This window comes from Streptomyces sp. NPDC059785 (assembly GCF_042732375.1).
Classification (GTDB): Bacteria; Actinomycetota; Actinomycetes; order Streptomycetales; family Streptomycetaceae; genus Streptomyces.
In genome coordinates this window covers 1-26,127 of the sequence record NZ_JBHWHV010000013.1, presented here as the reverse complement: position 1 = coordinate 26,127, position 26,127 = coordinate 1, and the positions used below count along the sequence as shown (strand labels likewise).

Sequence of the window (26,127 nt, the reverse complement as noted above, 5' to 3'; positions counted from 1 at the left end):
AAGGCTTAGGACCACGGGGCCGGGCGCTCGCCTCCCGGTCCGTCAGGCAGCACAGTGGAGGCATGGGTGCGCACGCTTTCGGCCGGGAACTGGAGGACGTCGCCGCGTCGGCGCGGGCGGCACTGGTGCGCGAGATAGCCGCGAGCGGCGCCTGGGACGCCGACCCGCGGTGGCGGGAGTCGTTCGCGGCGGTCCCGCGCCACCTCTTCGTGCCGTACTACTACGTCGGCGTCACCGGCGGCTACGAGCGCATGTGGGGCGAGCACCCGGACCCGCGGCGGCGGGAGCGCTGGCTGCGCGGCGCGTACGCCGACGCCCCGCTGGCCACCCGGGTACGGGACGGCGAGCTGGTTTCCTCCAGCAGCCAGCCGTCCCTGATGGCGAAGATGCTCGCCGAGCTGGAGGTGCGGGAAGGGGACTCGGTCCTGGAGATAGGCGCCGGGACCGGTTACAACGCGGCGCTGCTCTCCCACCGCCTCGGCGACGACCGCGTGACGACGATCGACCTCGACCCGGAGATCACCGAGTCCGCGGCGCGGCATCTGGCGGCGGCCGGGTACCGGCCGGCCGTCGTCACCGGCGACGGCGCGCGCGGCGTCCCGGCACGCGCGCCCTTCGACCGGATCATCGCGACCTGCACGTTGCCCTCGGTGCCGCGCGCCTGGCTCGCCCAGTGCAGCCCCGGCGCCCTGATCCTCGCGCCGCTGGCCACCGGACTGATCACCCTGCGGGTGCGGGACGCCGGTTACGCGACGGGGCACTTCCTGCACACACCCGCGTACTTCGTGCCGCTGCGCGGCGGCCCGTCCGCCGGGCCGGCGCCGCCCCGGCCGGAAGAGGTGCCGCAGTGGGCGCGCGGCGACGACCTGTTCCGGTTCCTGCTGGCCCTGACGGCGGGCGGGCTCGATCCGCAGGAGGCGTTCGCCCTGTGGGAGCGCGAGAACCAGCCGGCCCGCGAGCGGTACGGGGTCACGGTCGGCGGCGCGGACTGCTGGGCCTGGCTGGACGACCCCGACGGCCCGAACGCCTGGCCACTGCCGTGACCAGGCGTTTCCGTGGGCCACTGGCGTAACCGAGCGCTCCCGGGGGCCGCGCGGGTGCGGGCGGCTCAGCCCCGGCGGATGGTGATCGTCGTCCAGGCTCCGACGTGCACCCGGTCCCCGTCCTGGAGTGGGACCGGCACGAAGGGCTGGATGGGCTCCTCGCCGCCGTTGACCGTGGTGCCGTTCGTCGAGTTCTGGTCGACGACCGCCCAGCTGCCGTCCGGCTGCTGGACGAGGACCGCGTGCTGGTGCGAGACGCCCGGGTCCTCCGGCGGCACCGACAGATCGATGTCGGGGGTGTCGCCGGTGGAGTGCCGGCGGCGGCCGATGGTGATCTGGTTGCCGGTGAGCGGACGCTGCTGCTCGGGAGAGTACGCGGGCAGGTTCAGACCCGCGGCCTCCGGACCCGAGCGCTGCATCATCGCCATGAAGTAGGCGCGGTCGGGGCCGATCGTCGCCGTCCAGGTCAGCGGCTGCTGCTGGTAGCCGGCGCCGGGCCCGGGCGGGGCCTGGGTCCCGCCGGGCTGCGGATACCCGTAACCGCCCTGCTGCTGACCGGGGCCGCCGGGACCACCAGGCGCACCGGGACCGCCAGGCCCCGTCGGACCAGGGCCGCCGGGACCGCCCTGGCCGCCGGCCGACGGCGGGGAGATCACCCAGTCGTCGTCACCGCCGAAGGACGGGCCGCCGGTCGGCGGGCGCTGCGGGTCCTGCCGCTCGCCGGGGTACGCGGGCGGGGCCTGCGTACCGGCCTGCTGGAAGGATGGCGGCGCTCCGGAACCACCGAGTCCGCCGGGCCCGCCCGGACCTCCGGGACCATTCGGCGCACCGGGACCACCGGGCGCACCCGGACCACCCTGTCCCCCGGGACCGCCGTGACCGCCAGGCCCACCGTGACCGCCAGGCCCCGCCAGACCGGGACCGCCGGGGCCACCGGGGCCACCGGGACCACCAGGGCTACTGAGACCAGGACCCCCAGGACCTCCCGCCGTACCCGGAGTAGGCCCGGGCGGCGGCGGTACCGGACGGCCCGGATCGCCGCCGAAGCCGGAGGGGCCGGGCGGGCCGGGCCGCGACGGGTCGCCGCCGAAGTTGGGCGGTGCGGGGTCCCCGAAGGGCGGGATCGGCTCGGCGGGCCGGTTCATCTGGGACGGCCGGGAGCTCTGGTAGTCGTACGAGTCCGAGCCGCCGCCGAAGGACGGACCGGGCGGCTGCGGGAAATGCGACCCCGGAGGCGGCACCCCGGGACCGCCGGGACCACCGGGTCCGCCAGGCTGGCCGGGTCCGCCAGGCTGGCCGGGAGCACCCGGCCCACCAGGAGTCCCATGACCGCCGGGCCCACCCGGACCCGTGGGCCCACCGGCACCCCCGTACGCCCCCGGACCTCCAGGTCCACCGAGTCCCCCAGGCCCCCCGGACGCGGGCGCAGGCGGACGCGGTGCCGCCGGGGTGTACGACGTGGCGGTGTTGGTCAGGAAGTTCCACCGGCACTCCTCGCAGAACGGCGCGCCGCCCTCACGGGGCGTGCGGCACTGCGGGCAGAGCTCCGGCTCGGCCATGCCGGGCGCGCCCGGGTGCGGGCGGCCGCCGGCACCGGGCGGCGGCGGTGGCGAGCCCGGCGGCGGATAGCCGTACCCCGCGGCGGGCGGTGGCGGCGGTGGAGGCGGGGGCACGGCACCGGCCATGCGGTGACCGCAGACCTCGCACCAGTCGTCGGAACCCGACTGATGTCCGTTCGGGCAGGTCGGCATGTCGGCGCTTCCCCCTTTCCTTCCCGGCCACTCTGGCCGGTTTCTCCAGCCCCTTCTGGAAAGGGACCGGGCTCGCTACTTCTTTACACGAACAGTCTTTGTGGACCGTGTCTCGAGAGTCATCTCGTCGGCGTCCTCGACCTTCGCCTTCAATCGCACAGTACCCGCCGCGGCATCGACCACGTCCACCACCTTCGCAAGCAGTTTCGCAGTATCGGCGTTGCCGGAAGCGCTGGCGAGCTGAACGGCGCGGCCCAGCTTGGCCGTTGCCCCGTCGGCGTCGCCCGCTTTGCGGGCATCCAGCCCCTGCTGGATGACTTGTGCCAGTTCCGCCTGACCTGTGTAGTGTGCGACCTGGGGGTTGATCGACGTGGACGCCACCATGTCCTCGGTCCACACCGCCCGTACGAGACCCTGCGCGCCCAGGTTGTGGACGCCTCCCTCACTCTGCGGGATCACGAGCGAGACGCGGGCGGCGAGCATCTCCTGGCCGATGCCGGCCGCCGGGACCTCCAGGCAGACGTGGTAGTCGCGGGACTCGTCGCCCCAGGAGCCGGTCGGGTAGTCGCCGGCCCGCGGGCCCGCCTCGGTACGGCGGCCGGTCAGTTCCTCGACGGTGGGCGCCACCTGCTTGACGAACTTGATCTCGGTGCCGAGGGGCGTCCACAGCCGCAGGGAGACGTCGGCCACCTCCTTGCCCATGGCCGTCTCCATCATCTGCGTGAAGTCGGCGGACAGGGCGGCCGGGTCGGCGACGATGTCGGCGGTGCCCAGCAGCGCGGAGGCGATGCCGGTGACCTCCTTGACCTCCCAGTCCGTGCCGACACCGCGCGCGTCACAGGTGAAACGCCCGGCGCAGGAGTCCAGGGCGGCCCTCAGGTCCTCCGGTGACTCGTGTTCGTTGCGGCCGTCGGTGAGCAGGATGCCGTGCCGGATCGAGACGTCCGCCGAGGCGAGCAGCCGGTCCGCGAGCCCCAGCCAGGTGCCGATCGCGGTGCCGCCGCCGGCGCTCAGCTTGCGCAGCGCCTGCTTGGCCTGCCCCCGGGTGTGGGCGTTCGCCACGGCGAGCCGCCCGCCGCCCGGATAGACCTCCTTGGCGATGTGCGTGCCGCCGATGACCGCGAAGTGCACACCGTCGCGCACCGTGTCGACCGCGGCGGCCGTCGCGTCGCGGGCGTTGCGCATCTTGGTCGGCGGATAGTCCATCGAGCCCGAACAGTCGACCATGATCGCCACGGCCGCCTCCGGTGACTGCCCCGCCGAGTACAGATGCGGGGCGGCGACCGCGTTTCCGATGGTGCCGCCGCCGGTCGCGCTCACCGTGACGATCGCGTTGACCTCGCGGCCGCCCTCCGGCAGGTACTCGTTCTGGTAGACGTCCACCGAGAACTGCGGCACGTTCGACTTCGAGAAATTGGCCATGCGTTGTCTGCTCCCCCCTGGGCGTCCCGCGCCGCACGGGCCTGGCCCGGGGCGCGGGACGACGACGGTGACGCGGACCGGTCCCCTCCGGTCCGAGGCCGTCCCGTGCCGCGGCCTCAGGCCGATCCTGCCCCCTGCGGCGGGGCGGGGAACGGCAGGACGGCCACTGTTACGTTGTCGTGGCCCCCGCCGTCCAGTGCGTGGCCGACCAGGACCTGCGCGCTGTGCAGCGGCCGGTCGGCGGCGTCGAGGGGGACGACCTCGGCCATCTCCTCGGGCGCCTCGGCGTAGTTCCACAGCCCGTCGGTGCACACCACCACTACACCCGGGCGGTCCGGTTTGAAAGAAGCGGTGTGCGGTTCCAGTTCGTAGGCGTCGGCGCCGAGCCAGCCGGTGATCGCGTGGGCCCGCTCGTCGGCGTACGCCTCCGCCTCGCTCATCAGGCCCGCGGCGACCATCTGCGCCGCCCACGAGTCGTCCTCGGTGAGCCGGGCGGCGGGGGTGCCGCGGTCGGCGGGCACCCAGTAGACGCGGCTGTCGCCGACCCAGCCGACGACGAGCAGTCCGGCGGTGACGACGGCGCCGACCAGGGTGCAGGCCGGCGCGTTCTGGTGCGGTGAGTGCTCGCGCGGGGAACTGGGCTCCTGGGCGAGGGCGTTGACGGCGTTCGACGCGGCGACGATCGCGTCGTGCATGGCCTGCTGCGGGTGCGTGCCCAGCGGCAGCGCCTCCAGCAGGGACGCGTCGGCCGCGCGGGAGGCGGCCAGCGACGCCTCGTCGGGCCGGGTCGCCGAGGACACCCCGTCGCAGACGATCGCCACGACCGCGGGCGAACCGTCCGGCAGCGCGGCCCGGGAGACGGCGAACGCGTCCTCGTTGCGGTGGTGACGCAGGCCGCGGTCGCTGACCGCGGCGACCGCGGTGAGCTCCTGCTCCATGTGGTCGCGCTCGCGCGGCTGGGCGTGCCCGCAGTTCTCGCAGTAGCCGTCCGGGTCGACCTGGCCCGCGCGGCACGCCACGCAGACCTTGGTGCCGGCGGGCGGCGTCCCGGGAGCGGCGGCGCGCGGGTCGGCGGCGGCTGCGGCGGGCGGCGGCAGCGGATACTCGTCCGGCTCCGCGGGCCGGTCGAACCGCACACCCCCCGAGCGGGCGGACGCCCCCGGCGCGGACGCCGTGGTCGGCAGCTCCGAGTCACTGGAGTCGCGGCCCGGGATGTCCGTGGGCAGATGGACCGGCGCGGACGCGTCGGAGCCGTCCCGCTCGGTCGCGACGGGCCAGTCCACGGACGCGCCGTCGGCGGGGGGCCGCGACGCCGCCCCGTTCAGGGCGATGGTGGGGGAGTCATGCGGTGGCTCGGGCACGGCCGACAGGTCGTACCCGCAGGCACCGCAGAAACGGTCGCCCGACTCGAGGGGCTCCTCGCAACTGGGGCACCTCGAAAGAGCCGTCGGCTGGGGCATCTGGGACATCACTTACACCCACGTCCGGGGGCGGTAACGGTTGGCACGTTCCACCAGGTCGATCCTCTCCTCGCCACGCTGCGCGAGTCTGGCCAGCGTCCGGTACGAACGCTCCAGGCCGAAGCGGAGGCCGCGCTCGTCCAGCTCGCTGCCCAGCAGCGCACGTCCGCCGCCCATGGCCGGCGCGGAACCCTGGCTACCGGAGAGTACCCAGTCCAGCGCGCAGCCAAGGACCTCTGTGGACAACTGCTCGCGCCGGACGGCGTCCAGACCGTATCCGCCCAGCGCCTCGACCTGCCCGGCGGCGGCGGTCAGGTCGTCCAGGAAGCCCGCGGCGGCGGCCTCCTCGGCCATCCGGTGCCGCAGCCGCGCCCGTACGGCCGCGACCCGCGCCGCCGTGTAGTGGATCGACGACTCCGGCACCGACTCCAGGGTCCGTACCGCGCCGGGCCGGTCGGCCGCCGCCAGCTGCACCCGGGCCAGGCCGAACGCGGCGCTGACGTAGCTGGGGTCGGTCGACCACACCAGGCGGTAGTACTCGGCCGCGTTGTCCAGCTGGCCCAGGACCTCCGCGCACACGCCGAGCGCCAGCTTGGGGGCGGGCTCGCCGGGGAACGCGTCGTAGATCGCGTCGAAGGACAGCGCAGCCCGCTCACGGTCGCCGGTGACCAGCGCGGCCACGCCCCGGTACCAGACCACCCGCCAGTCGTCGGGCCGCTGCTGCTCCAGGTCCGCGAGGGTGCTCAGCGCCGGGCCCGTGTCGCCGCTCTCGAGGCCGGCCCGGATCTGCCGGAGCTTCGTCTCGACGGACTCGCTGGGCGCGGCCGACAGCGCGGCGAGCAGTTCCGCGGGCGCGGAGGTCAGGAGACCGGCCAGGAAACCGGCGTTCGGGTCGCCCGGGTCGACGCGCGGCAGCGGCAGGGCCAGCGCGGTGGCGGCCGTGTCCAGCGGTCCGACCAGGCCGGCCGCCGGGGCGGGCGGCAGCGGCGGCGCGCCGTTCGTCCGCGCCGCCGCGCCTCTGCGGACCCGGACGGGCACCGCCCGTGCGCCCAGCCGGGAGACCTCGCCGGCCAGTTCGGCGAACAGCTCCGTGTCCGTGACCTTGACCTCGGGCCCGAACAGCGTCGACAGGGCGGGCCGGGGGCGGCCCGTCTGCACCGCCACGACCTCGCGCAGCACGCCGGTCAGCTGCTCCGCCATCTCCTGCGCGGAGGCGAATCTGCGGGCCGGGTCGGGGTCGGTGGCCCGGACCAGGAGCCGGTAGAAGGACTCGTACTGGCGGAAGACCTCGATGCTGTCCGGGTCGGGCAGGGAGTCGACGAAGACGTTCGTGTAGCCCTGGAAGTCGAAGGTCAGCACGGCCAGGGTGCGCGCGACGGTGTACAGGTCGGAGGCGACCGAGGGGCCGATGTCGGCCACCTCCGGCGCCTGGTAGCCGACCGTCCCGTAGATGGCCGACTCGTCGTCGTCCATCCGCCGCACGGCGCCCATGTCGATCAGCTTGAGCTGGTCCTCGGTCTGGATGGCGTTGTCGACCTTGAAGTCGCAGTACAGCAGGTTGCGGCTGTGCAGATGGCTGAGGGCCTCAAGGGCTTCGATGCCGTACGCGCACGCCTGCTCCACCGGCAGCGGATCGCGCCGGCCCGCCGGGGTGCGCCGCCCGTTGGCGATCTCCTTGAGGGACTTGCCGCCGACGTACTCCATGACGATGTAGCCGTCGAGGGAGCCGGTGCGCTGGTCGAGGTGCTCGACGAAGTTGTAGATGCGGACGATGTTGGCGTGCTCGATCTCGGCGAGGAAGCGCCGCTCGGAGATGGCCGCCGCCATCGCGTCCTGGTCGCCGGTGTCGAGCAGGCCCTTGAGCACCACCCAGCGGTCGGAGACCGCGCGGTCCACGGCGAGATAGATCCAGCCGAGCCCGCCGTGCGCCAGACAGCCCACGACCTCGTACTGGCCGTGCACGATGTCACCGGCGGTCAGCTTCGGCACGAACGAGTACGGGTGGCCGCACTTGGTGCAGAAGCCCTCCGTGCGCCCGGGACGCTCGCCGCGCGCCCGGCCCACCGGCGCCCCGCAGTCCGAGCGGGAGCAGAACCGCTTGCGCTCGGGCACCTCGGGGTGGTCCAGGACCATCTCGCGCGGCGCGGGCCGCGGCACGTCCGGGACCTGCACCAGGCCGACGCCGATCCGGCCGCGCCCCGAGGCGCCGGTCGCCGTGCCGGAGCTGCGCACCGACACCGACCGCGAGGTGGAGCGGCCCGACAGCGCGCGCGAGAGCCGGCCCGAGACCGAGCGCCGGGACTGCGAGGACCGCGACGACGTCCGCGAACTGGCGCCCGAACCGCTGCGGGAGCTGCCGCTGCCCGAGCCGCGCCCCCGGCCGCCGGTGATCCCGGTGGGCGGTGAGCTCACCGAGCCGTTCGCCGAGACCACCGGTGCGAGACCGCACGTGTCGCAGTACAACTCGCCGCCGCCGACGTCCTCGTACGCCCCCGGACAACCAGGGCGCTGGCACTTCTGCCGCTGCCCCACCGGCTGCTGACTCACGATGCACCCCCTTCGTCGCTCACGCGCCGGGCCCCCTCCGGTCCGTCAGGCCGCTCTGCCCGTCCTGCTCGGGCACCCGGGGGCTCAGCAGCTCGGCCGCCGCCCGCTGGTAGCGCAGCACCGCCTGCTCGGCGACGCGCAGATCACAGGGCGCGCTCCACAGCATGCGGCGCGCCGCGTCGTACCGCTCGACGAGGAACGGGTCCTCGGCGAGCCCGTGCCTGGCCACCTTCGCCTTGTACGCGTCGAGCCGGCCGCGCAGCTCGGCGCGGACCGCCAGCGGCTGTGTGACCGCCGACAACGACTCGCGGGCGCGCAGCAGTTCGTCCTCCGCCTTCTCCTCCAGCGACTCCAGGAGCGGGGAGAGCCGGTGCCACTGCGCGTGCCTGCGGTACTCGGCGGCCGTCGCCAGCTGCTCCTGGAGCGCGGTCGGCGGGCCGCTCACGGCCGGCACCTCGGAGGCGGCGATCTTCGCGAGCACCTCGCCGCGCGCGGAGCGGGCCTCGGCGAGCGTGCGGTCCGCGCGCGAGAGCACGTCCCGCAGCCGCACCAGCCGGGCCTCCGCGTCCTGCCGGACCGTCAGCACCGCGTCGATCTCCCGGCGCACGTCCTCCAGGGCCCGCGCCTCACGGTCGTACGTCGTGGTGTCGGGGCGACCGCCGCCGGGCGCCGAACTGCCGGGCGCCGCCTGCCAGAAGGCCAGCGGGTCGGAGATCACCCGCTCGCGCAGCGAGGTGAGGGTGCGGGTGATCCGCTCCAGGTCGTCACCGGCCGGGTGCTCCCCGGGGCGTACGCCGACGGAGTGCGCGAGGCGGCGGGTGCGCTGCAACTCGGCGGACAGCAGGTCGATCCGGGCGGGCAGCGCCGACCAGACGGCGTCCGCGGCCACCACCATGTCCAGCGAGGACGCGTACAGCCCGTTCATCCGGTCGACGAGCGCGGCGAGGGTGAACTGCTCGCTGAGCCGGCCGGGTGCGGGCAGGTCCGGCGCGTTCGCCGCGGCGGTGGCGCTGCCCGCGACCGTGACGCACTCGCCGCGCAGCAGCTCCGTCAGCTCGGCCAGGTCCTCGCGGCTCGACCAGCGCCTGCGGGACCGGATGCCGCGCGCGCTGTGCAGGGCGTCCGTGTACGCGTCGAAGTACGCCCACAGCAGGGTGATCGACGCCTCGGCGGCCGTCCAGCGCTCCTTGGTCGTGCCGGTGAGCTCGGCGCCTTCGAGGAGCCTGCGGCCCGCGTGGTCCTGTAGCGCGAGGAGGGAGGTCTCGATGGCCTCGTGCTCCGCGCCGAGGCGCGCCAGCGCACGGTCCACCTCGTCCCGGTCCATCACCGGCCCGGGGGGTCCCGCGACGCCCATCGATCACCTCTCGCTTCCGCTCGTTGCCCGTGTCCCTCGCGGGCCGCCGTCTGTAAGGGGCCGTCACCTGGAGTGCGGTCGTTACGTGCAGGTCGTTGCTTGCAGGTCGTTACTTGTAGTGGGCCGCCGGCGCACTGGACGACGGCGAGTCCTCGGGGAGAGTCGCGGCCAGCCACCTGTCGTACGACTTCTGCCAGCCGTCCTTGCGGTAGTCCTCCAGGACCCGGTTGACCCGGCGCACCAGGTCCCCGGCGTCCTTCTTCATGGCGACACCGTAGTACTCGGTGGTGAAGGTCTCGCCCTTGAGCTGGACCGTCGGGTCCTGCGCGGCCTGGCTCGCGGCGAGCGCCCCGTCGGTCACCACGGCGTCGGCCTCACCGAGCTGGAGCCGTACCAGGCAGTCGAGCTGGTTGGGCACGGTCTCCGAGATGTCGACGGACGCCGGGAGCTTGCCGGACTCCTTGTCGTCGGCGAGCTTCTCGTTGGCGGTGGAGCCCTGCGCGGTGCACACCTTCTTGCCCGCGAGGGACTTGTCGTAGCCCTTGATGTCCGAGGTCTCCGGGGCGAGCACCTGCTGGCCGGTGACGAAGTACGGCGCGGAGAACGCCACTTGCTCCAGCCGCTTGCAGCTGATCGTCATGGTGCGCACCACCATGTCGACCCGGCCGTCCTGGATCGCCTCGATGCGCTGGTCGGTCGGGATGGCCCGGAAGCGGATGTCGTCCGGGCTGCCCAGGATCTCCTCGGCTATCCGCCGCGCGAGGTCGATGTCAAACCCTTCCAGCTCGACGTTCTCCTTGGTGCTGTTCGGGTCGCGGTAGCCCCAGCGGTAGCTGTTCTGGTCGACGCCGACCGTGAGGTAGCCGCGCTTCTTGATCTTCTGGATGGTCGTGCCGCTCTCGTCGCCCGAGGGGGCGGGGCTCAGGTCCTCGGGGTGGGCGCCGCAGTCACCGGCCTTCGCCTGCACGCCCTGGGCGATGCCCCGGCCGCCGAGGCCCGCGCCGTCCTCCGGGTCCGGCTGGGTCAGCGGGAGCAGCAGCGCCAGGACCACGGCGAGGGCGCAGGCGAGGGCCATCGCGCCGACACCACCCCAGCCCTTCAGACTGACCCGCAGTCGCCTCATGATCATCGCCGTTCCTCCTCCCACTGACATCCCGCTCACCGGTACTCCGAAAGCCTGCGGCCGATGCCGAGCAGCGCGCCCGCCGCCGCCATCACCGCGAGGACGGCCGCGCCCACCGGCAGGCCGGTCATCGCGTCCAGACCGTTCCCGGCGGACTGCCGGAACTCCTTCTGCTCCTGCGTCAGGGCCCGGTACAGACTGGCGTCGACCTGGTCGAAGCACTCGCCGGTCGGCTTGGACTCCTTGCCGCCGATGACCTTGTCCAGCGCGTCCTGGAAGTTGCCCGCCTCGTCGGCCTCGCGGGCGACCTTGTGCCGGTCCTTCCACTCCTTCATGCTCGCCGTCGCCGCCTCGACGGGCCGCGCGCCCGCCTCGTCGTCGGCGAGGTCCGCGGCCTTGCTCAGACCGGAGGTGAGCGAGCCCATCTGCCGCTCGAAGTCGTAGTCGTACAGGTCGACCTGGGAGCCGTCGGGCAGCTCCTTGGTCTGGGCGCCCCGGCTGACCAGGGTCAGGTTCTCGTTGCCCCGGGCGTTCAGCGACGCGATCCGCGCGTCGTGCAGCACGTCGAGCGAGCGGACCCCGTGGTCGTACGAGGAGTTGAGCTCGGCGCGGGCGACGCTGTGCCCGGCGACCAGCCAGAGCAGGACCACCGCGGAGGCGGCCGTGGCGGCGACCAGGCCCTGGTTCAGCACGCGGTTCGTGCGCCGGTACTGGCGCCGCTGCGCCCACAGCAGGGCGCCCACCGCGACGACCCCGAGACCGATCGCGGCCCACGGGTACGGTGTCGCGTCCGCGTAGTCGGCGCGCAGCCGCTGGTTCTCCTTTGTGTAGAGGTCCTTGGCGGCCGGGAGCATCCGCTGCTGCATCTTGTCGTTGGCGTAGCGCAGATAGGCGCCGCCGAGCGGATAGCCCTGCCGGTTGTTGGCGCGGGCCCGCTCGATCAGGCCCTTGTACTCCGGCAGCAGCTTGTTCAGCTCGGCGATCGTCCGGGTCGAGGGCGAGTCGGGTTCGGCGTTGGCGGCGGCCTTGACCAGCTTGGCGGCGGCCGTGCGGATGTCCTTCTCGTAGCGGTCGCGGGTCGCGCTCGTCTCCCGGCTGCCGGCGAGGAAGCCGCTGGAGGCCGCGGTGTTGGCGTCGGCGAGCGAGCGGTAGATGTCCGCGGCGTCGGAGCTCAGCGGCTGACTGTTGTTCAGCACGTCGTCGGCGGCGGCGGAACGGTCCGCCATCTGCCAGGAGGCGAGCGCGCCGAACGCGACGACCAGCAGGGCGAGCAGCGCGCCCATGATCCGCAGCCGGCCGGGCTCGGTGGTCGCGGCCGCCCGCACCCGGTCGGTGCCCTCGGCCCACGCCGTACGGCGCGCCGGGGCCGGAGCCCGCCGCGACGGCGAGTCCGGTGCCGGCGGTCCGGCCTGCGGCGGTACGGCCGGCCGCGCGGGCGCGGGCTGCGCCGCCGGCGCCACGCCGCCCTGCTGCGGGTATGTCACCTGACCTCCCCCATGGTCGTCCGTCGGTCACCCCGCCCCGCTGTGCCGACGGCGCGAAGAGCGGTGCACGGGCGCAAGTATCGCCGCCACGACCGGGATCCGCACAGGGCTTCACACGATCTTGTTCCTACTTGTTCCGATCGTGGTGGAGTTGTGGGACATCGGCGCAGCGCAAGGCTCCCCGCACCACCCCCTCCTCATGAATACGCGCCCCGCAACTGTTCGGTTCCCGTACGACCGTGGCGGCTCACGCCTCGTAGTGCGCGCGCAACCGGTCGTGCGCCCGCCGCTGCGCGCCCAGGTGGTCGAGGCCGAGGAGCGCGGCGCCGAGGACCGGCGGGGCCGTCACCACCCGGACCTCCGCCTTCGGCGCGCGCTCAGCCAGCAACTCATGTATTCGGTCGTCCAGTTGGGGATGCCGGGCGGCGAGGACGCCGCCGCCGAGCAGCAGCGGTGTCCGCTCCGCGAGCAGGTCCAGGCGGGTCAGCGCCACCGCCGCCATCGCGACCACCTCCTCGGCGAGCCGGTCCACGAGGCGGAGGGCCACCGCGTCGCCGTCCGCGGCCGTGGCGAACAGCACCGGCGTCAGCTCGTGCCGCCGCGCGTCCGCTATCCGCCCCAGGTGCAGCGCCTCGATCAGCTCGTACATCGTGCCGAGCCCGAAGTGGGCCGGGAGGGCGCGGGCCAGCGCGGTCGGGCCGCCCCGGCCGTCCTCGGCGCGCGCCGCGTGCCACAGCGCCTCCTCGGCGAGACCCCAGCCGCCGCCCCAGTCACCCGAGATCCGCCCGATCGCGGGGAACCGGGCGACCCGCCCGTCCGGCCGCATCCCCACGCAGTTGATGCCCGCGCCGCACACCACGGCGACCCCGAGCGGCCCGTCCGCCCCGGCCCGCAGGATCGCGAAGGTGTCGTTGCGGACCTGAAGACTGGTGCCCCACGCGCGCGTGCGCAGCGCGGACTCCGACTGCCGCTCCTCGGCCGGGAGATCGACGTTGGCCAGACACGCCGAGACGTGCCGCACCGACGTCACGCCCGCCGCCGCGAAGGCACGGGCGACGGTGTCCGCGAGCGCGTCCACGGCCGCCGCGACGCCGACGACCGGCGGCCGGTAGCCCTTGCCGCGCGCCGCACCGGCCACCCGGCCGTCCGCCGTCACCACGACCGCGTCGGTCTTGCTGTTCCCGGCGTCGAGGGCGAGGACCGCGCCGACGGCCCGCGTCCCCGCCGTCACGCCCACGCCAGGTGCTCCCGGTTGTGCGCGAGCAGCCGGTCGGTGAGCGTGTCGGCGTACGCGTACTGGCCGATCAGCGGGTGCGCGAGCAGCGCCCGGAAGACCCGCTCCCGGCCGCCGTGCAGCGCGGCCCGCAACGCCAGCTCCTCGTACGCGGTGACCTGCGCCATCAGACCCGCGTACAGCGGGTCCACGGCCGGCACCGGCAGCGGCGCCGCGCCCCCGGGCCCGACCGCCGCCTGCACCTCGATCACCGCGTCGTCCGGCAGGAAGGGCAGCGTCCCCGCGTTGTATGCGTTCACCACCTGGTACGGGCTTCCGCCCCCGCTGCCTTTCCCTTCGCCTACGTCTTCGCCTGTGCCTTCGCCGCCGCCGAGGAGTGCGGCCGCGAGGTCCACGGCGGCCTCCGAGTAGTAGGCGCCGCCCCGCTTGGCGAGCAGCGCGGGCTTCTCGTCCAGGGCCGGATCCCCGTACATCTCCAGCAGTCGCCGTTCCATCTCCGCGACCTCCGCCGCCCGCGAGGGCCGGGTGCGCAGGTCGCACACCACCTCGTCGTGCGCGTAGTAGTAGCGCAGGTAGTACGAGGGGACGACGCCGAGCCGTTCGAGCAGGGTGCGGGGCAGCCTGAGGTCGTCGGCGAGGGCGCCGCCGTGCTCGGCGATCAGCTTCGGCAGGACGTCCACGCCCTCGGGACCGCCGAGGCGCACACCCGTCTCCCACGTCAGGTGGTTGAGGCCCACATGGTCCAGATGCACATCACCGGGGGCGACCCCCAGAATGGCGGCGAACTTGCGTTGTAGTCCGATCGCCACGTTGCACAGCCCGACCGCTTTGTGACCGGCCTCAAGGAGGGCGCGGGTCACGATGCCGACCGGGTTGGTGAAGTCCACGATCCAGGCGTCCGGGCTGGCCCTGCGCACCCGTTCGGCGATGTCCAGCACCACCGGCACCGTCCGCAGCGCCTTGGCGAGACCGCCCGCGCCCGTCGTCTCCTGCCCGACGCAGCCGCACTCCAGCGGCCAGGTCTCGTCCTGCTGCCTGGCGGCCTGCCCGCCGACGCGCAGCTGGAGCAGTACGGCGTCGGCGCCCTCGACGCCCGCGTCCAGGTCCGCGGTGGTCACGATCCGGCCCGGATGGCCCTGCTTCGCGAAGATCCGCCGGGCCAGACCGCCCACCAGCCGCAGCCGTTCGGCGTCCGGGTCCACCAGGACCAGCTCCGCGACGGGCAGGGTGTCCCGCAACCGTGCGAAGCCGTCGACCAGTTCGGGTGTGTAGGTCGAACCTCCGCCGACCACGGTGAGCTTCATGGGTGTTCCAACCCTTCGGTACGGGAGGGGCCTGACGGATTGCGGGGTCCGGGACGGGCGGGTCAGCGCGAGGTGTCGAAGACCTCGTCGCGGGTGGCCGCGAGGGCGCTCTCCAGCGCGCCGCGCAGCACAGGGGTTTCGCGTACGGCGCCGAGGACCAGCCGCGGCCGGGACGCGGCCAGCTCCGCCAGCTCGGCCCGGACCAGCGCCCGCAGCGGTTCGCCGCCGGAGGCGAGGGCGGCGCCGCTGAGCACGACCAGCTCGGGGTCGAGCACGGAGACCAGCGAGGCGAGCCCGGTGGCGAGCGAGGTCGCGTACGTCTGGAGCAGCCGCCGGTGAGGTTCCTCGTCCGCCTCGGCGGCCCGCGCGAGGAGGGCGGCGGCGGCCTCGGCGGGCGGGCCGCCGGGCACGGGCCGTACGCCCAGCTCGCGGGCGAGCGCGACGATCGCCCGCGAGCCGGCCAGCGCCTGGTAGCCGCCGCTGTTGGCCCGGGTCACCCGCCGCACCAGCGGCGCGCCCGGCACCGGCAGGAAGCCGACCTCGCCCGCACCGCCGGTGAAACCGCGGTGCAGCCGTCCGCCGAGGACGAGCGCGGCGCCGAGCCCGCCCTCGTTCCACAGCAGCACGAAGTCCCCGTGCCCCCGGGCGGCACCGAGCCGCTGCTCGGCGACGGCGACCAGATTGACGTCGTTCTCGTACTCGACGGGCATCGGCAGCGCCGCCGCCAGTTCACCGAGCAGGCCGGGCGCGTGCCAGCCGGGCAGGTGCGAGGCGTAGCGAAGCCGTCCGGTACCGGGGTCGAAGGCGCCCGGGGTGCCCACGACCAGCCGGTGCACGTCGCCCCGGACGAGCCCGGCCGCCTTCACCGCCCCGTCGAGGGCGTCGGTCACCTGGCGCACCACGGGCCGGTCGTGCCGCGCGGGCGTGGGCAGTTCGTACGCGCCCACGGTCCGGCCGGTGAGGTCGGCGACGGCGGCGCGGATGCGGGCGGGCGTGACGTCGAGGCCCGCCGCGTGCGCCGCGCCCGGGTTGACCGTGTAGAGCTGGGCGTTCGGTCCCGGGCGGCCCCCGCTGGTGCCGGTCGCGAGCACCAGGCCCGCCGCTTGCAGGCGGGCGAGCAGCTGGGAGGCGGTGGGCTTGGACAGCCCGGTCAGCGCGCCGATCCGGGTGCGCGACAGGGCGCCGTGGGCGAGGAGGAGGTCGAGGGCGGCGCGGTCGTTCATGGCCCGCAGCACCCGCGGCGTGCCGGGCGGCCCGGTGGGACCCGGCGTGTCGGGCGTCCCGGTGGGACCCGGGGTGCCGGGCGTCCCGGAGGTTGCTGCCATGCGTGTCCCCACCTGCCCTTCGGCCGCCCAGCTTCCCAGTGGTCAGGGCGGACCGTCCACAGGGAACAACTATCAGGAAGGTTTCCTACTGGTCCTTGTCAGCGAACGTAGGACGCGTGGGGAGGGGCGTCAACAGGGCGCCGGCACGGGCGAAGGCGCCGTCGGCACGCGCAGGGGCGGTGCTCCGGATCCGTCCGACGGGATCCGGAGCGCCGCCCCTCTCGTTGCTGTCGAAGCTCTTACTTCGCCGCGGGCGGTGCCAGCGGGGACGCCGCCTCCGACTGCGGTGACGACGTCGAGGCGTAGGCCGAGGGCGCGGCCATGGCCGCCGTCGGGTCGGGGGACGGGCCGGTCTCGGCCGGTGCCGTCGGGCCGCCCACGATGCGGATGTCGGCCGCGTCGAAAGCCCGCTTGATGCGCCAGCGCAGCTCGCGCTCGACGACCAGCGACTTGCCGGGCATCGTCTTCGCCGTCACGCGCACGACCATCGAGTCGAGCAGCACGCTGTCCAGGCCCAGGGTCTGGATCGGGCCCCACAGCAGTTCGTTCCACGGCTCGGCCTTGGTCATGTTCTCGCCGACCTCGTCCAGAACGGCCTTGACCCGGTCCAGGTCCTCCGAGATGGGCAGCGTGACGTCGACACCGGCCGTCGCCCAGCCCTGCGAGAGGTTGCCGATGCGCTTGACCTCGCCGTTGCGCACGTACCAGATCTCGCCGTTGTCGCCGCGCAGCTTGGTGACGCGCAGGCCGACCTCGATGACCTCGCCGGCGGCCACCCCCGCGTCGACCGTGTCGCCGACGCCGTACTGGTCCTCCAGGATCATGAAGACGCCGGAGAGGAAGTCGGTGACCAGGTTGCGGGCGCCGAAACCGATGGCGACACCGGCCACACCGGCCGAGGCGAGCAGCGGCGCGAGATTGATCTCGAACGCGCTGAGGACCATCAGCGCCGCCGTGCCGATGATCAGGAAGGACGCCACCGAGCGCAGCACCGAACCGATCGCCTGCGAGCGCTGCCTGCGCCGCTCCACGTTGACCAGCAGGCCGCCGAACGCCGTGCCGTCGACCGCGTTCGCCGTGCGGTTCATCCGGTCTATGAACTTGGTGATCGCCCGGCGCACCGCGACCCTGAGGACCGCGGCTATGACCACGATCAGCAGGACTCTCAGGCCGATGCTGAGCCACGTCGACCAGTTCTCCTCGACCCAGCTCGCGGCGTTGGTCGCGCTCTCCTGGGCGTCCTGGAGCGTGGCGGTCGTCGGGTCCGTGGACTGTGTGGCCGACGGTGACGGCGACGAACCAGCGGCCGACAGGACGGACAAGAACACAGCGGTACCTCCAGGCGTAACGGTCTGCCCCCGGCCGGACACGAGAGAGCCGGCTGCGCGCGAGCGGGCCGGCGGTGCACGAGAGAGACACCGGTAGGGCAGAACCACCACACTAACGGGGCATCGTGTGTGGATCGTTGCGATGTTCGAGGGAGAGACTGTGCTCACCTGGGGATGAAGAAGGTGTGGTCGAAAACACTCCCAGCCCGTTACCGGGACATGGTGGCGCTTCCACCAGGCATGAGGGGAGACTGACTACAGATCGTCCCGGCGCGAGCCACGCGCCGCCGGCGTACAAGGAGGCATCCGTGCCGCATGTCCTGGTCCTCAATGCGTCGTACGAGCCACTCGGCGTCGTACCGCTCCGCCGCGCGCTCGTCCTCGTCCTCGAGAACAAGGCCGTCTGTCTCGAGGAATCCGGCGCCTTCCTGCACAGCGCCACTGTCACTGTCCCCGCACCCAGCGTGGTCCGGCTGAAAAGGTTCGTACGGGTCCCTTACCGGGGGCCCGTTCCGCTGACGAGGCGGGCGCTCTTCGCCCGCGACGGCGGCCGGTGCATGTACTGCGGTGGCGTCGCAACCAGCGTCGACCACGTCATCCCGCGCAGCCGCGGGGGTCAGCACGTCTGGGACAACGTGGTGGCTTCCTGCCGCCGCTGCAATCACGTCAAGGCCGACCGGCACCTCGTGGAGATCGGCTGGCGCCTGCGCCACAAACCGGCCCCGCCGACGGGGCTGGCCTGGCGCATCATCGGAACCGGCCATAGGGACCCGCGCTGGCTGCCGTATTTGCAGCCGTACGGCGCGGAGGACGCGATGGCCCGGATCGACGGCATTTCCGCCTGACGATCCGGGCCTTCGCACACCCTGCCCACCGGCCGTCCCGTACGGCCCCGCGTACGGCCTTGCGTACGGCCTCCCGTACGGCCCCGCGTCTGACTCAGGCTCTCAGCCGCGGGGCCCTTCGGGGCGGGTGCCGACGACCGCGCACCAAGCCACTCCGCCCGCGAACAGCGCCAGTGCGGCGGCCCAGGACCCGGTCTGCGGCCCCGACTGGACCGGCCAGGCCAGGACTGTCTCCTTTCTCACACCGGGCGAGGACGCCGACAGGAACACCCCGCTGAAGTAGAGCGTCGTCGGCAGCCAGCTCGTCCGGGCTCCGCACAGCACGGCCGAGGCGGCCGTCAGCCCGGTGGCCCCCAGGGTGTTGCGGACCATCGCCGCGGCCCCGAACGTCTCGGCGTGTCCGGGCACCGCGAGCGCCAGCACCGTCGCCGCGAGCGCGGTCAGCGTCAGCAGGTGGACCAGCCGCCGTGTCCACCAGGGCCGCACCGCGGTGGCGTCCAGCTCGCGCGCGTACGCGTGCAGGCTCACCCCGATCGCCGCGGAGACCATGACGGGCGCCAGCGAGACCAGCGGAACCCGGCGGTCCGGGTCCACGAACGTGTCCGGGCGGGCCGCGGCCCACCAGGTGAACAGCGCGGCGACGGCCAGCACGCCGACGGTCGCGGGCAGGGCGCGGGAGCGGGCGTAGAGGGCGAGGGGAGGCGCGAGGGGCTTCGCGGCGTGCCCGGCAGCGGTTCTCACAGGGACGGCACCTCGCTCGCGTCCGGGTCGCACTGCCGCGCCGTGGCGAAGTAGCGGCTGAGCCAGGTGCGGCGCTCGTCCCCGGTCAGGGCCGTCAGGCGGTCGTACGCCCGGTCCTCGGCGGCCTGGCGCGCGTGTTCCTCGTCGGCTCTGGTGTTCCGCCCGCTGCCCGTACTGTCGTCCCCCGAGCCCTGTTGCCGGGCCAGTTCCTCGGCGCGGCGGCGCATCTCGTCGGCCACGGGATCCGGGGCCAGCCAGCGCAGCACCGCCTCGTCGGTGGCCCGGACCCGCCCGGCCGACGGCTCCTGCTCACAGTCCGGGCGTACGAGCAGCCGGGCGGCCTCCCGCGCGTACCGCGCCGGATCGGTCACCTCGCCGCGTACGGCGCTGAAGCCGAGCGGCGTGAGCATCGGCAGCTGGGCCTCGTCCCGGTGCGGGCGGCGGTCCAGGTCCTCGAAGCGGACCGGCACATTGCGCACGCCGTCGAGACGGCCGGTGAGGCCGGAGAGCGCGTCGGCGACCTCGGGCAGCATCCCGGGATAGGTGGCGTTGACGCAGACGTGCGGGGTCGTGGAGCCGTCGCACACCTGGCGGTGCCGCAGCGGGTTGTCGCGCAGCAGTCCGTCCCCGGTGTGCACGAGCAGGGCGGCGGCCGCGAACGCCGCACCCAGCGGCAGCAGCGCGCCGACGCGCCGCCGTGCCGTGTGGCAGAGCACCGCCGCGGCGGCGAGACCGACCGCCCACACGGCCGAGACCAGCGGATACCACCAGAGCGGCGACTCGCGGTCCCCGGCTCCGCGGACATGGGCCAGGGCGAGGAAGCGGACGGCGCTCGATGTCTCGGTGGCCAGGACGCCGAACAGGACGTACCCGCAGACCGCGAGCGCCGGGGCGGTCAGCCGCCAGGGCAGCACCCGCCCGGCCACCTGGCCGAGCACCGAGCACGCGGCGAGCGAGAGGGCGATCCCGGCGAACACGGCCGGGGCCGGACCGCCCGCCGACGCGTACGGCGCGCAGGCGAGCAGCGCACCGGCGACCGCCACGAGGTAGCCCGCGGCCAGCCAGCAGGCGAGCGGCAGCGCCGCCACGAGCAACTGCGGCAGCGGGCCGCGCGGCGCCGACAGGCGCAGCTCCGTCATCCGGGCCCGGCGCTCCCGGCCGCCCTGCCAGGCGCCGGCGGCGAGCGCGAACGGGGCGCCGACCAGGCCCGCGCCGGTACCGAGCCGGTCGGTCACCTCGCCCCAACTGCCCTGCCACTGGTCCGCGGTGGCGGCGAGCGACCAGCCGAGCGTGACCAGCAGCGCCCCGGCCGCCCAGGGCGCGAAGCCGCGCCGGAACTCGCTACGGAGGGCGGTGCGCGGGGTGCGCGGGGTGCGCGAGCTGCGCGGGGACGGTGAGGCGGGTGCACCGGGCCGGCCGGACGCGCCGGTTCTCCTGCGCTCGGCGCGTCCGGTGCGTCCGGTGCGTCCGGTGTATCCGGCGCGTCTGGCGCGTCCGGTGGCTCCGATGGGTCCGCCGGTCCCGGCGAGTCCGGTGGGTCCGCCGGGACCGGCGGTACGGGAACCCGTGCGGTCCCCGGCCGCGTCCCCCGGGCGGGTGCGTACGGTCACCGGCCGGCCCCCGTCCCCGTAGCCGCGCGGTGGCCGCGCAGGGCCGTGGTGTAGCCGCGCTCGAAGGCGTTGCCGTCCGAGGCGTGGCCGTCCGCGCCCAGCGCGGCCAGCGACCGCGGGGTGCCGCGGTACGCGACCCGGCCGCCCTCGATCAGCGTCACCTCCGTGCAGGCCGCCGCCACGTCCTCCACCAGGTGGGTGGAGACGACGACGGTGGCGGAGCCGCCCAGCTCCCGCAGCAGCGCGCGGAACTCGATGCGCTGCTCCGGGTCAAGGCCCGCCGTGGGCTCGTCGAGGAGCAGCACCTTCGGGTCGTTCACGACGGCCTGGGCGATGCCCACCCGCCGGACCATCCCGCCGGACAGCGTCTTGATCTTCGAGTCGATGCGGTCGGTGAGACCGACCCGGGCGACGGCCCGCTCGACCGCCGCCGGGGCCGCCGCGGCGGGCAGCTCCTTCAGCCAGGCCGCGTAGGCCACGAACTCGCGCACCGTGAAGCCCGGGTAGTACCCGAACTCCTGCGGCAGATAGCCCAGTTCGCGGCGGACCGCGGCGCGCTCGCGGCGGCCGCGCAGATCGCCGCCGAGCATCTCCACCCGGCCCGAGGAGGGCTCCGCGACCGTCGCGAGCACGCGGATGAGGGAGGTCTTGCCCGCGCCGTTCGGACCGAGCAGCCCGTGCACCCCCGGGCCGAGGCCCAGGTCCACGGCGTCCAGGGCGGTGGTCCTGCGGTGCCGGACGGTCAGCCCGGACACCCGCACGGACGGGGCGGACCCGTGGGCAGCGGCCGCGGGCGCGGGGTGCCACGCGGCGGAACCGGTGGCGGTGGCCGGGGTGTTCACATCGTCTCCAGACGGTCGTACGCGGTGCGGCGCGCGGCGAGAAGCAGGGCGCAGAGCACGGCCGCCACGGCCCAGCAGCCCTGCGCCTGGACGCCGGTGAGGCAGCGGGAGAGCTGCTCGGTGAGGCCGGCCGCCGGGCCCGTGCCGGTGTCGACGAGGACGGGCGCCGCCAGCGCGGCGAGCCAGCCGCCGCCGGTGACCGCGGCGGCGGTGCGGCAGCCCACGAAACCGGCCAGCGCCAGCGTGGCCAGGGTCAGGGCGAGTCCGGGCAGCAGCCAAGCCGCCGCCGCGGGCGGCCGCGGCAGCCGCGGGTCGGCCGCCGGGAGCAGCAGGCCCGCCGCCGTCAGCAGGGGCACGCTCACGGCGAGCACGGCGGCCGTCCGTATCAGCACCAGCCGCAGGCCGCCGGCGGGCGATGCCGCGACGATCTCGTGCAGCGGGTCGGCGTGCCGCCCGTAGGACAGGGCCACGCCCGCCACCGGGACGACCGGCGCGACCGCGAGCAGCAGCGGCCGCGCCCCCGTGAGCCCGCCGCCGTACGCCAGCGCCAGCGCGCCCAGGGCCACCAGCAGCACGGCACCGGTCCAGGCCCCGCGCAACGCCGGCCCGGCCGCCCACAACACCCGCCCGAACCGCCCCCCGACGGCTCGGAAGGACGCCGCGGGAGCGGGGGCGGCGCCTGCCGAAGCCACGGGAGCTGAAGCCGAGGCAGCTGTTGCGGGCGCTGAGGCGGCGGGCGGCGTAGCCGGGTGGGCCGCTGTCGCGGGAACCGGAGCCGCGGGCATGGAGGCAGCGGGCGCCGCTGTCGCGGGAGCCGCGGGCGCTGAGGCGGTGGGTGCCGTAGCCGCGTGAGGCGCGGGCGCCGGACCCGCGGCAGCCCGCAGCACCGCCTCCCGTACCTCCGCCAGCACCGTCCCCGCCGCGCCCCCCGCGGCCGCGCGGGAGGTGCGGGTGGCACAGGGGGTGCAGTGTTCGAGGTGTTTCTCCAGGGACCAGGCGTCCGGCTCGGGCAGGGAGCCGTCCGTGTAGCGGGCGATCAGGTCGTCCGGGGCGTGCCAGCGGGTCATGCCGGGCCTCCCAGCGGTGCCGGGTCCAGTGAGGAGAGGGACGGGAGCGCGGACGGGTGCAACTGGGCGAGCGCCACGCGCAGTTCGGCGCGGGCGCGGCGGGCCCGGGTCTTCACCGTGCCCTCGGGTATGCCGAGGAGCCGGGCCGTCTCGCGGGTGGTCAGCCCGTCGACGACCGTGGCCCGCAGCACCTCGCGCAGCTCGGGGGAGATGCGGCCGAGGGCCGTGCCCACGTCCCCGTACTCCAGCCCCGCCAGCACGCGTTCCTCGGCCGAGGGGGCCGGGGGGACGGGCTCGGGCGTCGCGTACTCGGCCCGCGCGGCCCGCTCCTGCGCCCGCCGCGCGTCGGCCAGCCGCCGCGCCGCGATCGTCCACAGCCAGCCGCCGGCCTCGGAGCCCCGGTGCGCCGCGGCCGACCGCCACACGGTCACGAAGGTGTCCTGCAACACCTCCCGCACGACCTCGGCGTCACCGCACCGCCGGGTCAGCCGCGTGTGCAGCCAGCCCGCGTGCCGGTCGTACAGCGCGGCCAGCGCCGTCGAGTCGCCGTCGGCCACGGCGCGCAGCAGCGCCGCGTCCGTCGCGTCCTCCCGGTGGCCCCCCATGGGGCGGAACAGTCTCACACCCCTTCTATCGGACCGGCCGCCGCCGACGGTTCACGAAAGCCCGCACGAGTCCGGGCGCACGTGTTCGGACGCGGCGCCCGACACCGTCCGATCGTGTCCTGGTGCCGGCTCCGCAACTGGCACAGAATGTGACCAAAGACACGTTGTCCGTCCGTACACGTCTGCGACCGCGCTCACTGGGTAGGGCTGCGACAACCCGCGTCCAGCCGTACGACGACAAGGAGGCCCCCGTGGCCGCATCGGCGCACCTTCTGCTCTCGGCCCTCTCCAAACCCTCGGCGGAGCCGTCCGCCGAACCCCACGTGCACGTCTACGACCTGAGCGACGAGACATCCCGCGACGACACCCCCTACGGCGAGAGCCGGTACTGCGTCTTCACCGCCGAAGGCCCCTGCGGCGAGGTGCCGCTGACCAGCGAACCGCCGCTGCCCGACGCCGAACCCCTGACCAGCGAGCCGCCGCTGGCGGACGCCGCCCCCCTCACCAGCGAGCCGACCTCCACCGGCGTCGCCTCGGGGTCCTGAACGGTGCAGGCCCCTCCGGCCGAGCCCGCCGGGACACCGCTGTCCCGGCTCGCCGCCCTGCACGGCGTCGCCACCAGCTACAGCCCGTCCCCCGGCCGCACGGTCCCCGCCACGGACACCGCCGTCATCGCGGCCCTGGCCGCCCTCGGCGTCGACGCGAGCACCCCGGAGGCGTTACGCGACGCCCTCGCGTCCCGGGAGGCCGGACTGCGCGAGCGCCTGCTGCCGCCGACCGTCGTCGGCTGGGACGGCGAACCGCCCGCGGCCCTGGCCGCCCTGCCGGACGGCACCCAGCTGCGCGTCGAGACGGAGCAGGGCGAGACCCGCGCCTCGGCGGACCGTCTCCCGCCCGGCGTCCACACCCTGCACGCCACCGCCCCCGACGGCCGCACCGCCGACGTCCACCTCGTCGTGGCCCCCGCGCGGCTGCCCGCGCCGCCCGGCCGCGCCTACGGACTCCTCGTCCAGCTCTACTCCCTGCTCTCCCGGCGCTCCTGGGGCATGGGCGACCTCGGTGACCTCGCCGAGCTGAGCGCCTGGGCGGGACGCGCTCTCGGCGCCGGGTTCGTCCAGGTCAACCCGCTCCACGCGGCCGTGCCCGGCCACCCCACCGACCCCTCCCCGTACCGGCCCTCCTCCCGCCGGTTCCCCGACCCGGTGCACCTGCGCGTCGAGGACGTCCCCGAGTTCGCCCACGTGGAGAAGGACGGCGACGGCCACGAGCGGCTGCGGGCGGTGCTGCGGCGCGCCGCGCTCCTGCGCAAGGCCGTGCTGGAGGAGGGCGCCCTCATCGACCGCGACGCCGTGTGGGAGCTCAAGCGCGAAGCGCTCGAACTCGTCCGCGCGGTGCCGCTCGGACCCGGCCGGCGCGCCGCCTACTGGGACTACCTCGCCGAGGAGGGCGACGCCCTGGAGGACCACGCCACCTGGTGCGCCCTCGCGGAGGTCCACGGCCCCGACTGGCACTCCTGGCCCGCCGGGCTGCGCGACCCGCGCTCGCCCGAGACGGCCCGCGCGCGCAGTGAGCTGATGGACCGGATCGACTTCCACTCCCGGCTCGCCTGGCTCACCGACACCCAGCTCGTCGCCGCCCAGCGCACCGCCCGCGACGCCGGCATGAAGGTGGGCCTCGTCCACGACCTCGCCGTCGGGGTGCACCCGGGCGGCGCCGACGCCTGGGCCCAGCAGCGGTACTTCGCGGGCGGCATGTCGGTGGGCGCGCCGCCCGACGCGTTCAACGCCCGCGGCCAGGACTGGGGCCTGCCGCCCTGGCGCCCCGACCGCCTCGCCGAGTCCGGCTACGCCCCGTACCGCGCCCTGCTGCGCGCCCTGTTCCGCTGCGCCGGGGCGCTGCGCATCGACCACGTCATGGGGCTGTTCCGGCTCTGGTGGATCCCCCAGGGGCGGCCGCCGACCGACGGCACCTACGTCCGCTACGACGCCGAGGCCATGCTCGCCGTCCTGGTCCTGGAGGCGTCCCGCGCCGGGGCGCTGGTGATCGGCGAGGACCTCGGCACCGTGGAGCCGGGCGTGCGCGAGGCGCTTCAGGAACGCGGGGTGCTCGGCACCTCCGTGCTGTGGTTCGAGCGGGACTGGACCGGTGACGGACTGCCGCTGCCGCCCGACCGCTGGCGCGCCGACTGCCTGGCCACCGCCACCACGCACGACCTGCCGTCCACCGCCGCCCGTCTCACCGGCGAACACGTCGAACTGCGCGACAGCCTCGGCCTGCTGACCCGGCCGCTGGCCGAGGAGCGGGACGAGGCCGCGGCGGACACGGGGGAGTGGCTGACGCTGCTGGCCCGGCTCGGACTGCTCAAGGGCTGCGGCGGGGGCATCTCGACGGCGTCCGAAGAGGCCGAGATCCAGGCCGTGCACCGGTTCCTGCTGCGCACCCCGGCCCGTCTGGTCGGCGTCTGGTTGCCGGACACCGTCGGCGACCGCCGCCCGCAGAACCTGCCCGGCACCTGGGACGAGTACCCGAACTGGCGGCTGCCCGTCGCCGACGCGGCGGGCCGCCCGGTCACCCTGGAGGAACTGGCCGCCTCACCCCGTCTGCACGCCCTGCTCGACGTCCTGCGCCCGCACCCGCCGAGCCCCGCAGGGCTGCCCCCGCACGGCCCCTGAATCCTCCGTACGGCACCCCGGGCGCGCGGCCCTCCCGGGCGTTCGCTACGTTTGCACCGTGGACAACAAGAACGCCCTGCGCGCCGGCACGCTGGCCGCCGGCACGACGCTGATGATGCTGCTGATGTCGTCCCCCTCGGTCGCGCTGATCCGCGACGACGGCGACGACCCCGGCACCGGCCTGAGCGTGATCGAGACGATCGGCCTCTACGTGGTGGCGCCGCTCGTGCTCTTCGTGGTCATCGCCGGCCTGGTGATGGTCCTCGACAAGTCCCACAAGCAGCAGAAGCAGGGCTGAGCGGCCGGATCCGGCCCCTTTCGCACGCTTCACGTCCGCCGGGGGAGTCCGCGCACCTACGGGTGCGCGGAC

Annotated in this window: 21 protein-coding genes; 5 read left to right on the top strand and 16 right to left on the bottom strand. The window is 74.7% G+C overall.

Annotation, left to right across the window (positions count from 1 at the left end):
* Positions 1-62 precede the first annotated feature (62 nt).
* Positions 63-1,043: a methyltransferase domain-containing protein gene (locus tag ACFV6E_RS12635; RefSeq protein WP_385160576.1), complete on the top strand. Its 981-nt coding sequence runs from the start codon at positions 63-65 to the stop codon at positions 1,041-1,043.
* Between the two features lie 65 nt (positions 1,044-1,108).
* Here the strand turns inward: ACFV6E_RS12635 and ACFV6E_RS12630 are convergent, their stop codons facing one another.
* From ACFV6E_RS12630 to ACFV6E_RS12580, 11 genes are all read right to left on the bottom strand, one after another.
* Positions 1,109-2,794: an FHA domain-containing protein gene (locus ACFV6E_RS12630; protein ID WP_385160574.1), complete on the bottom strand. Its 1,686-nt coding sequence runs from the start codon at positions 2,792-2,794 to the stop codon at positions 1,109-1,111.
* A gap of 75 nt (positions 2,795-2,869) precedes the next feature.
* Positions 2,870-4,216, bottom strand: coding sequence for a hypothetical protein (locus tag ACFV6E_RS12625; RefSeq protein WP_385461067.1), 1,347 nt, complete (start codon positions 4,214-4,216; stop codon positions 2,870-2,872).
* Positions 4,217-4,332: 116 nt separating this feature from the next.
* Entirely contained in the window at positions 4,333-5,688 is a 1,356-nt protein-coding gene (locus ACFV6E_RS12620) for a PP2C family serine/threonine-protein phosphatase (protein WP_385160570.1), read from the bottom strand.
* Positions 5,689-8,223, bottom strand: a complete 2,535-nt coding sequence (locus tag ACFV6E_RS12615) for a tetratricopeptide repeat protein (protein WP_385461064.1) — start codon at positions 8,221-8,223, stop codon at positions 5,689-5,691.
* 19 nt (positions 8,224-8,242) lie between these two features.
* Positions 8,243-9,577, bottom strand: a complete 1,335-nt coding sequence (locus ACFV6E_RS12610) for a hypothetical protein (protein ID WP_385461061.1) — start codon at positions 9,575-9,577, stop codon at positions 8,243-8,245.
* Positions 9,578-9,686: 109 nt separating this feature from the next.
* Positions 9,687-10,706 carry a glutamate ABC transporter substrate-binding protein gene (locus ACFV6E_RS12605; RefSeq protein ID WP_385160564.1) on the bottom strand — a complete coding sequence of 340 codons (1,020 nt, stop codon included), beginning with the start codon at positions 10,704-10,706 and terminating at the stop codon, positions 9,687-9,689.
* A gap of 29 nt (positions 10,707-10,735) precedes the next feature.
* Positions 10,736-12,184 (bottom strand): hypothetical protein, encoded by a 1,449-nt coding sequence (locus ACFV6E_RS12600; protein ID WP_385461058.1) that lies wholly within the window; start codon positions 12,182-12,184, stop codon positions 10,736-10,738.
* A gap of 247 nt (positions 12,185-12,431) precedes the next feature.
* Complete coding sequence (locus ACFV6E_RS12595) at positions 12,432-13,421, bottom strand: N-acetylglucosamine kinase (protein ID WP_385461056.1); 990 nt, start codon at positions 13,419-13,421, stop codon at positions 12,432-12,434.
* Positions 13,412-14,722, bottom strand: a complete 1,311-nt coding sequence (locus ACFV6E_RS12590; protein ID WP_385461053.1) for a 6-phospho-beta-glucosidase — start codon at positions 14,720-14,722, stop codon at positions 13,412-13,414. Before ACFV6E_RS12590 ends, ACFV6E_RS12595 begins: the two co-directional genes overlap by 10 nt.
* A 62-nt stretch (positions 14,723-14,784) precedes the next feature.
* Positions 14,785-16,047 (bottom strand): ROK family protein, encoded by a 1,263-nt coding sequence (locus ACFV6E_RS12585; protein ID WP_385461050.1) that lies wholly within the window; start codon positions 16,045-16,047, stop codon positions 14,785-14,787.
* Between the two features lie 239 nt (positions 16,048-16,286).
* On the bottom strand, positions 16,287-17,375 hold the full coding sequence (locus tag ACFV6E_RS12580; protein ID WP_385176915.1) for a mechanosensitive ion channel family protein: 1,089 nt from the start codon (positions 17,373-17,375) through the stop codon (positions 16,287-16,289).
* A gap of 308 nt (positions 17,376-17,683) precedes the next feature.
* Here ACFV6E_RS12580 and ACFV6E_RS12575 point away from each other — a divergent pair, with 308 nt between their 5' ends.
* Complete coding sequence (locus tag ACFV6E_RS12575) at positions 17,684-18,220, top strand: HNH endonuclease (RefSeq protein ID WP_385461047.1); 537 nt, start codon at positions 17,684-17,686, stop codon at positions 18,218-18,220.
* Positions 18,221-18,322: 102 nt separating this feature from the next.
* Here ACFV6E_RS12575 and ACFV6E_RS12570 read toward each other — a convergent pair whose 3' ends face one another.
* From ACFV6E_RS12570 to ACFV6E_RS12550, 5 genes are all read right to left on the bottom strand, one after another.
* Positions 18,323-18,961: a hypothetical protein gene (locus ACFV6E_RS12570; protein ID WP_385176912.1), complete on the bottom strand. Its 639-nt coding sequence runs from the start codon at positions 18,959-18,961 to the stop codon at positions 18,323-18,325.
* Positions 18,958-20,571 (bottom strand): hypothetical protein, encoded by a 1,614-nt coding sequence (locus ACFV6E_RS12565; protein ID WP_385176910.1) that lies wholly within the window; start codon positions 20,569-20,571, stop codon positions 18,958-18,960. Before ACFV6E_RS12565 ends, ACFV6E_RS12570 begins: the two co-directional genes overlap by 4 nt.
* Complete coding sequence (locus tag ACFV6E_RS12560) at positions 20,568-21,326, bottom strand: ATP-binding cassette domain-containing protein (RefSeq protein WP_385461295.1); 759 nt, start codon at positions 21,324-21,326, stop codon at positions 20,568-20,570. Before ACFV6E_RS12560 ends, ACFV6E_RS12565 begins: the two co-directional genes overlap by 4 nt.
* An 83-nt stretch (positions 21,327-21,409) precedes the next feature.
* A complete protein-coding gene (locus tag ACFV6E_RS12555) occupies positions 21,410-22,480 on the bottom strand; it encodes a zf-HC2 domain-containing protein (protein WP_385461044.1) in 1,071 nt (356 codons plus the stop codon).
* Positions 22,477-23,085 carry an RNA polymerase sigma factor gene (locus ACFV6E_RS12550; RefSeq protein WP_385176906.1) on the bottom strand — a complete coding sequence of 203 codons (609 nt, stop codon included), beginning with the start codon at positions 23,083-23,085 and terminating at the stop codon, positions 22,477-22,479. The genes ACFV6E_RS12555 and ACFV6E_RS12550 overlap by 4 nt, the downstream gene beginning before the upstream one ends.
* Positions 23,086-23,336: 251 nt before the next feature.
* On the opposite strand from ACFV6E_RS12550, the gene ACFV6E_RS12545 reads away from it, so the two are divergent.
* Genes ACFV6E_RS12545 through ACFV6E_RS12535 form a run of 3 tightly spaced genes read left to right on the top strand, consistent with a single transcriptional unit; the run spans position 23,337 to position 26,055 of the window.
* The gene (locus tag ACFV6E_RS12545; RefSeq protein ID WP_385176904.1) at positions 23,337-23,630 is read left to right on the top strand and encodes a hypothetical protein; all 294 of its coding nucleotides are present in this window, start codon (positions 23,337-23,339) and stop codon (positions 23,628-23,630) included.
* A gap of 3 nt (positions 23,631-23,633) precedes the next feature.
* Positions 23,634-25,757, top strand: coding sequence for a 4-alpha-glucanotransferase (malQ, locus tag ACFV6E_RS12540; protein WP_385461041.1), 2,124 nt, complete (start codon positions 23,634-23,636; stop codon positions 25,755-25,757).
* 58 nt (positions 25,758-25,815) lie between these two features.
* Positions 25,816-26,055 carry a hypothetical protein gene (locus ACFV6E_RS12535; protein ID WP_385176901.1) on the top strand — a complete coding sequence of 80 codons (240 nt, stop codon included), beginning with the start codon at positions 25,816-25,818 and terminating at the stop codon, positions 26,053-26,055.
* Positions 26,056-26,127: the final 72 nt, after the last annotated feature.

What these genes read in the sequence shown, in the direction of transcription:
- ACFV6E_RS12630 (WP_385160574.1), bottom strand. Translation starts at nt 2,794, where the DNA reads ATGCCGACCTGCCCGAACGGACATCAGTCGGGTTCCGACGACTGGTGC.
- ACFV6E_RS12585 (WP_385461050.1), bottom strand. Translation starts at nt 16,047, where the DNA reads ATGGCAGCAACCTCCGGGACGCCCGGCACCCCGGGTCCCACCGGGACG.
- ACFV6E_RS12625 (WP_385461067.1), bottom strand. Translation starts at nt 4,216, where the DNA reads ATGGCCAATTTCTCGAAGTCGAACGTGCCGCAGTTCTCGGTGGACGTC.
- ACFV6E_RS12555 (WP_385461044.1), bottom strand. Translation starts at nt 22,480, where the DNA reads ATGACCCGCTGGCACGCCCCGGACGACCTGATCGCCCGCTACACGGAC.
- ACFV6E_RS12635 (WP_385160576.1), top strand. Translation starts at nt 63, where the DNA reads ATGGGTGCGCACGCTTTCGGCCGGGAACTGGAGGACGTCGCCGCGTCG.
- ACFV6E_RS12610 (WP_385461061.1), bottom strand. Translation starts at nt 9,577, where the DNA reads ATGGGCGTCGCGGGACCCCCCGGGCCGGTGATGGACCGGGACGAGGTG.
- ACFV6E_RS12590 (WP_385461053.1), bottom strand. Translation starts at nt 14,722, where the DNA reads ATGAAGCTCACCGTGGTCGGCGGAGGTTCGACCTACACACCCGAACTG.
- ACFV6E_RS12550 (WP_385176906.1), bottom strand. Translation starts at nt 23,085, where the DNA reads ATGGGGGGCCACCGGGAGGACGCGACGGACGCGGCGCTGCTGCGCGCC.
- ACFV6E_RS12605 (WP_385160564.1), bottom strand. Translation starts at nt 10,706, where the DNA reads ATGATCATGAGGCGACTGCGGGTCAGTCTGAAGGGCTGGGGTGGTGTC.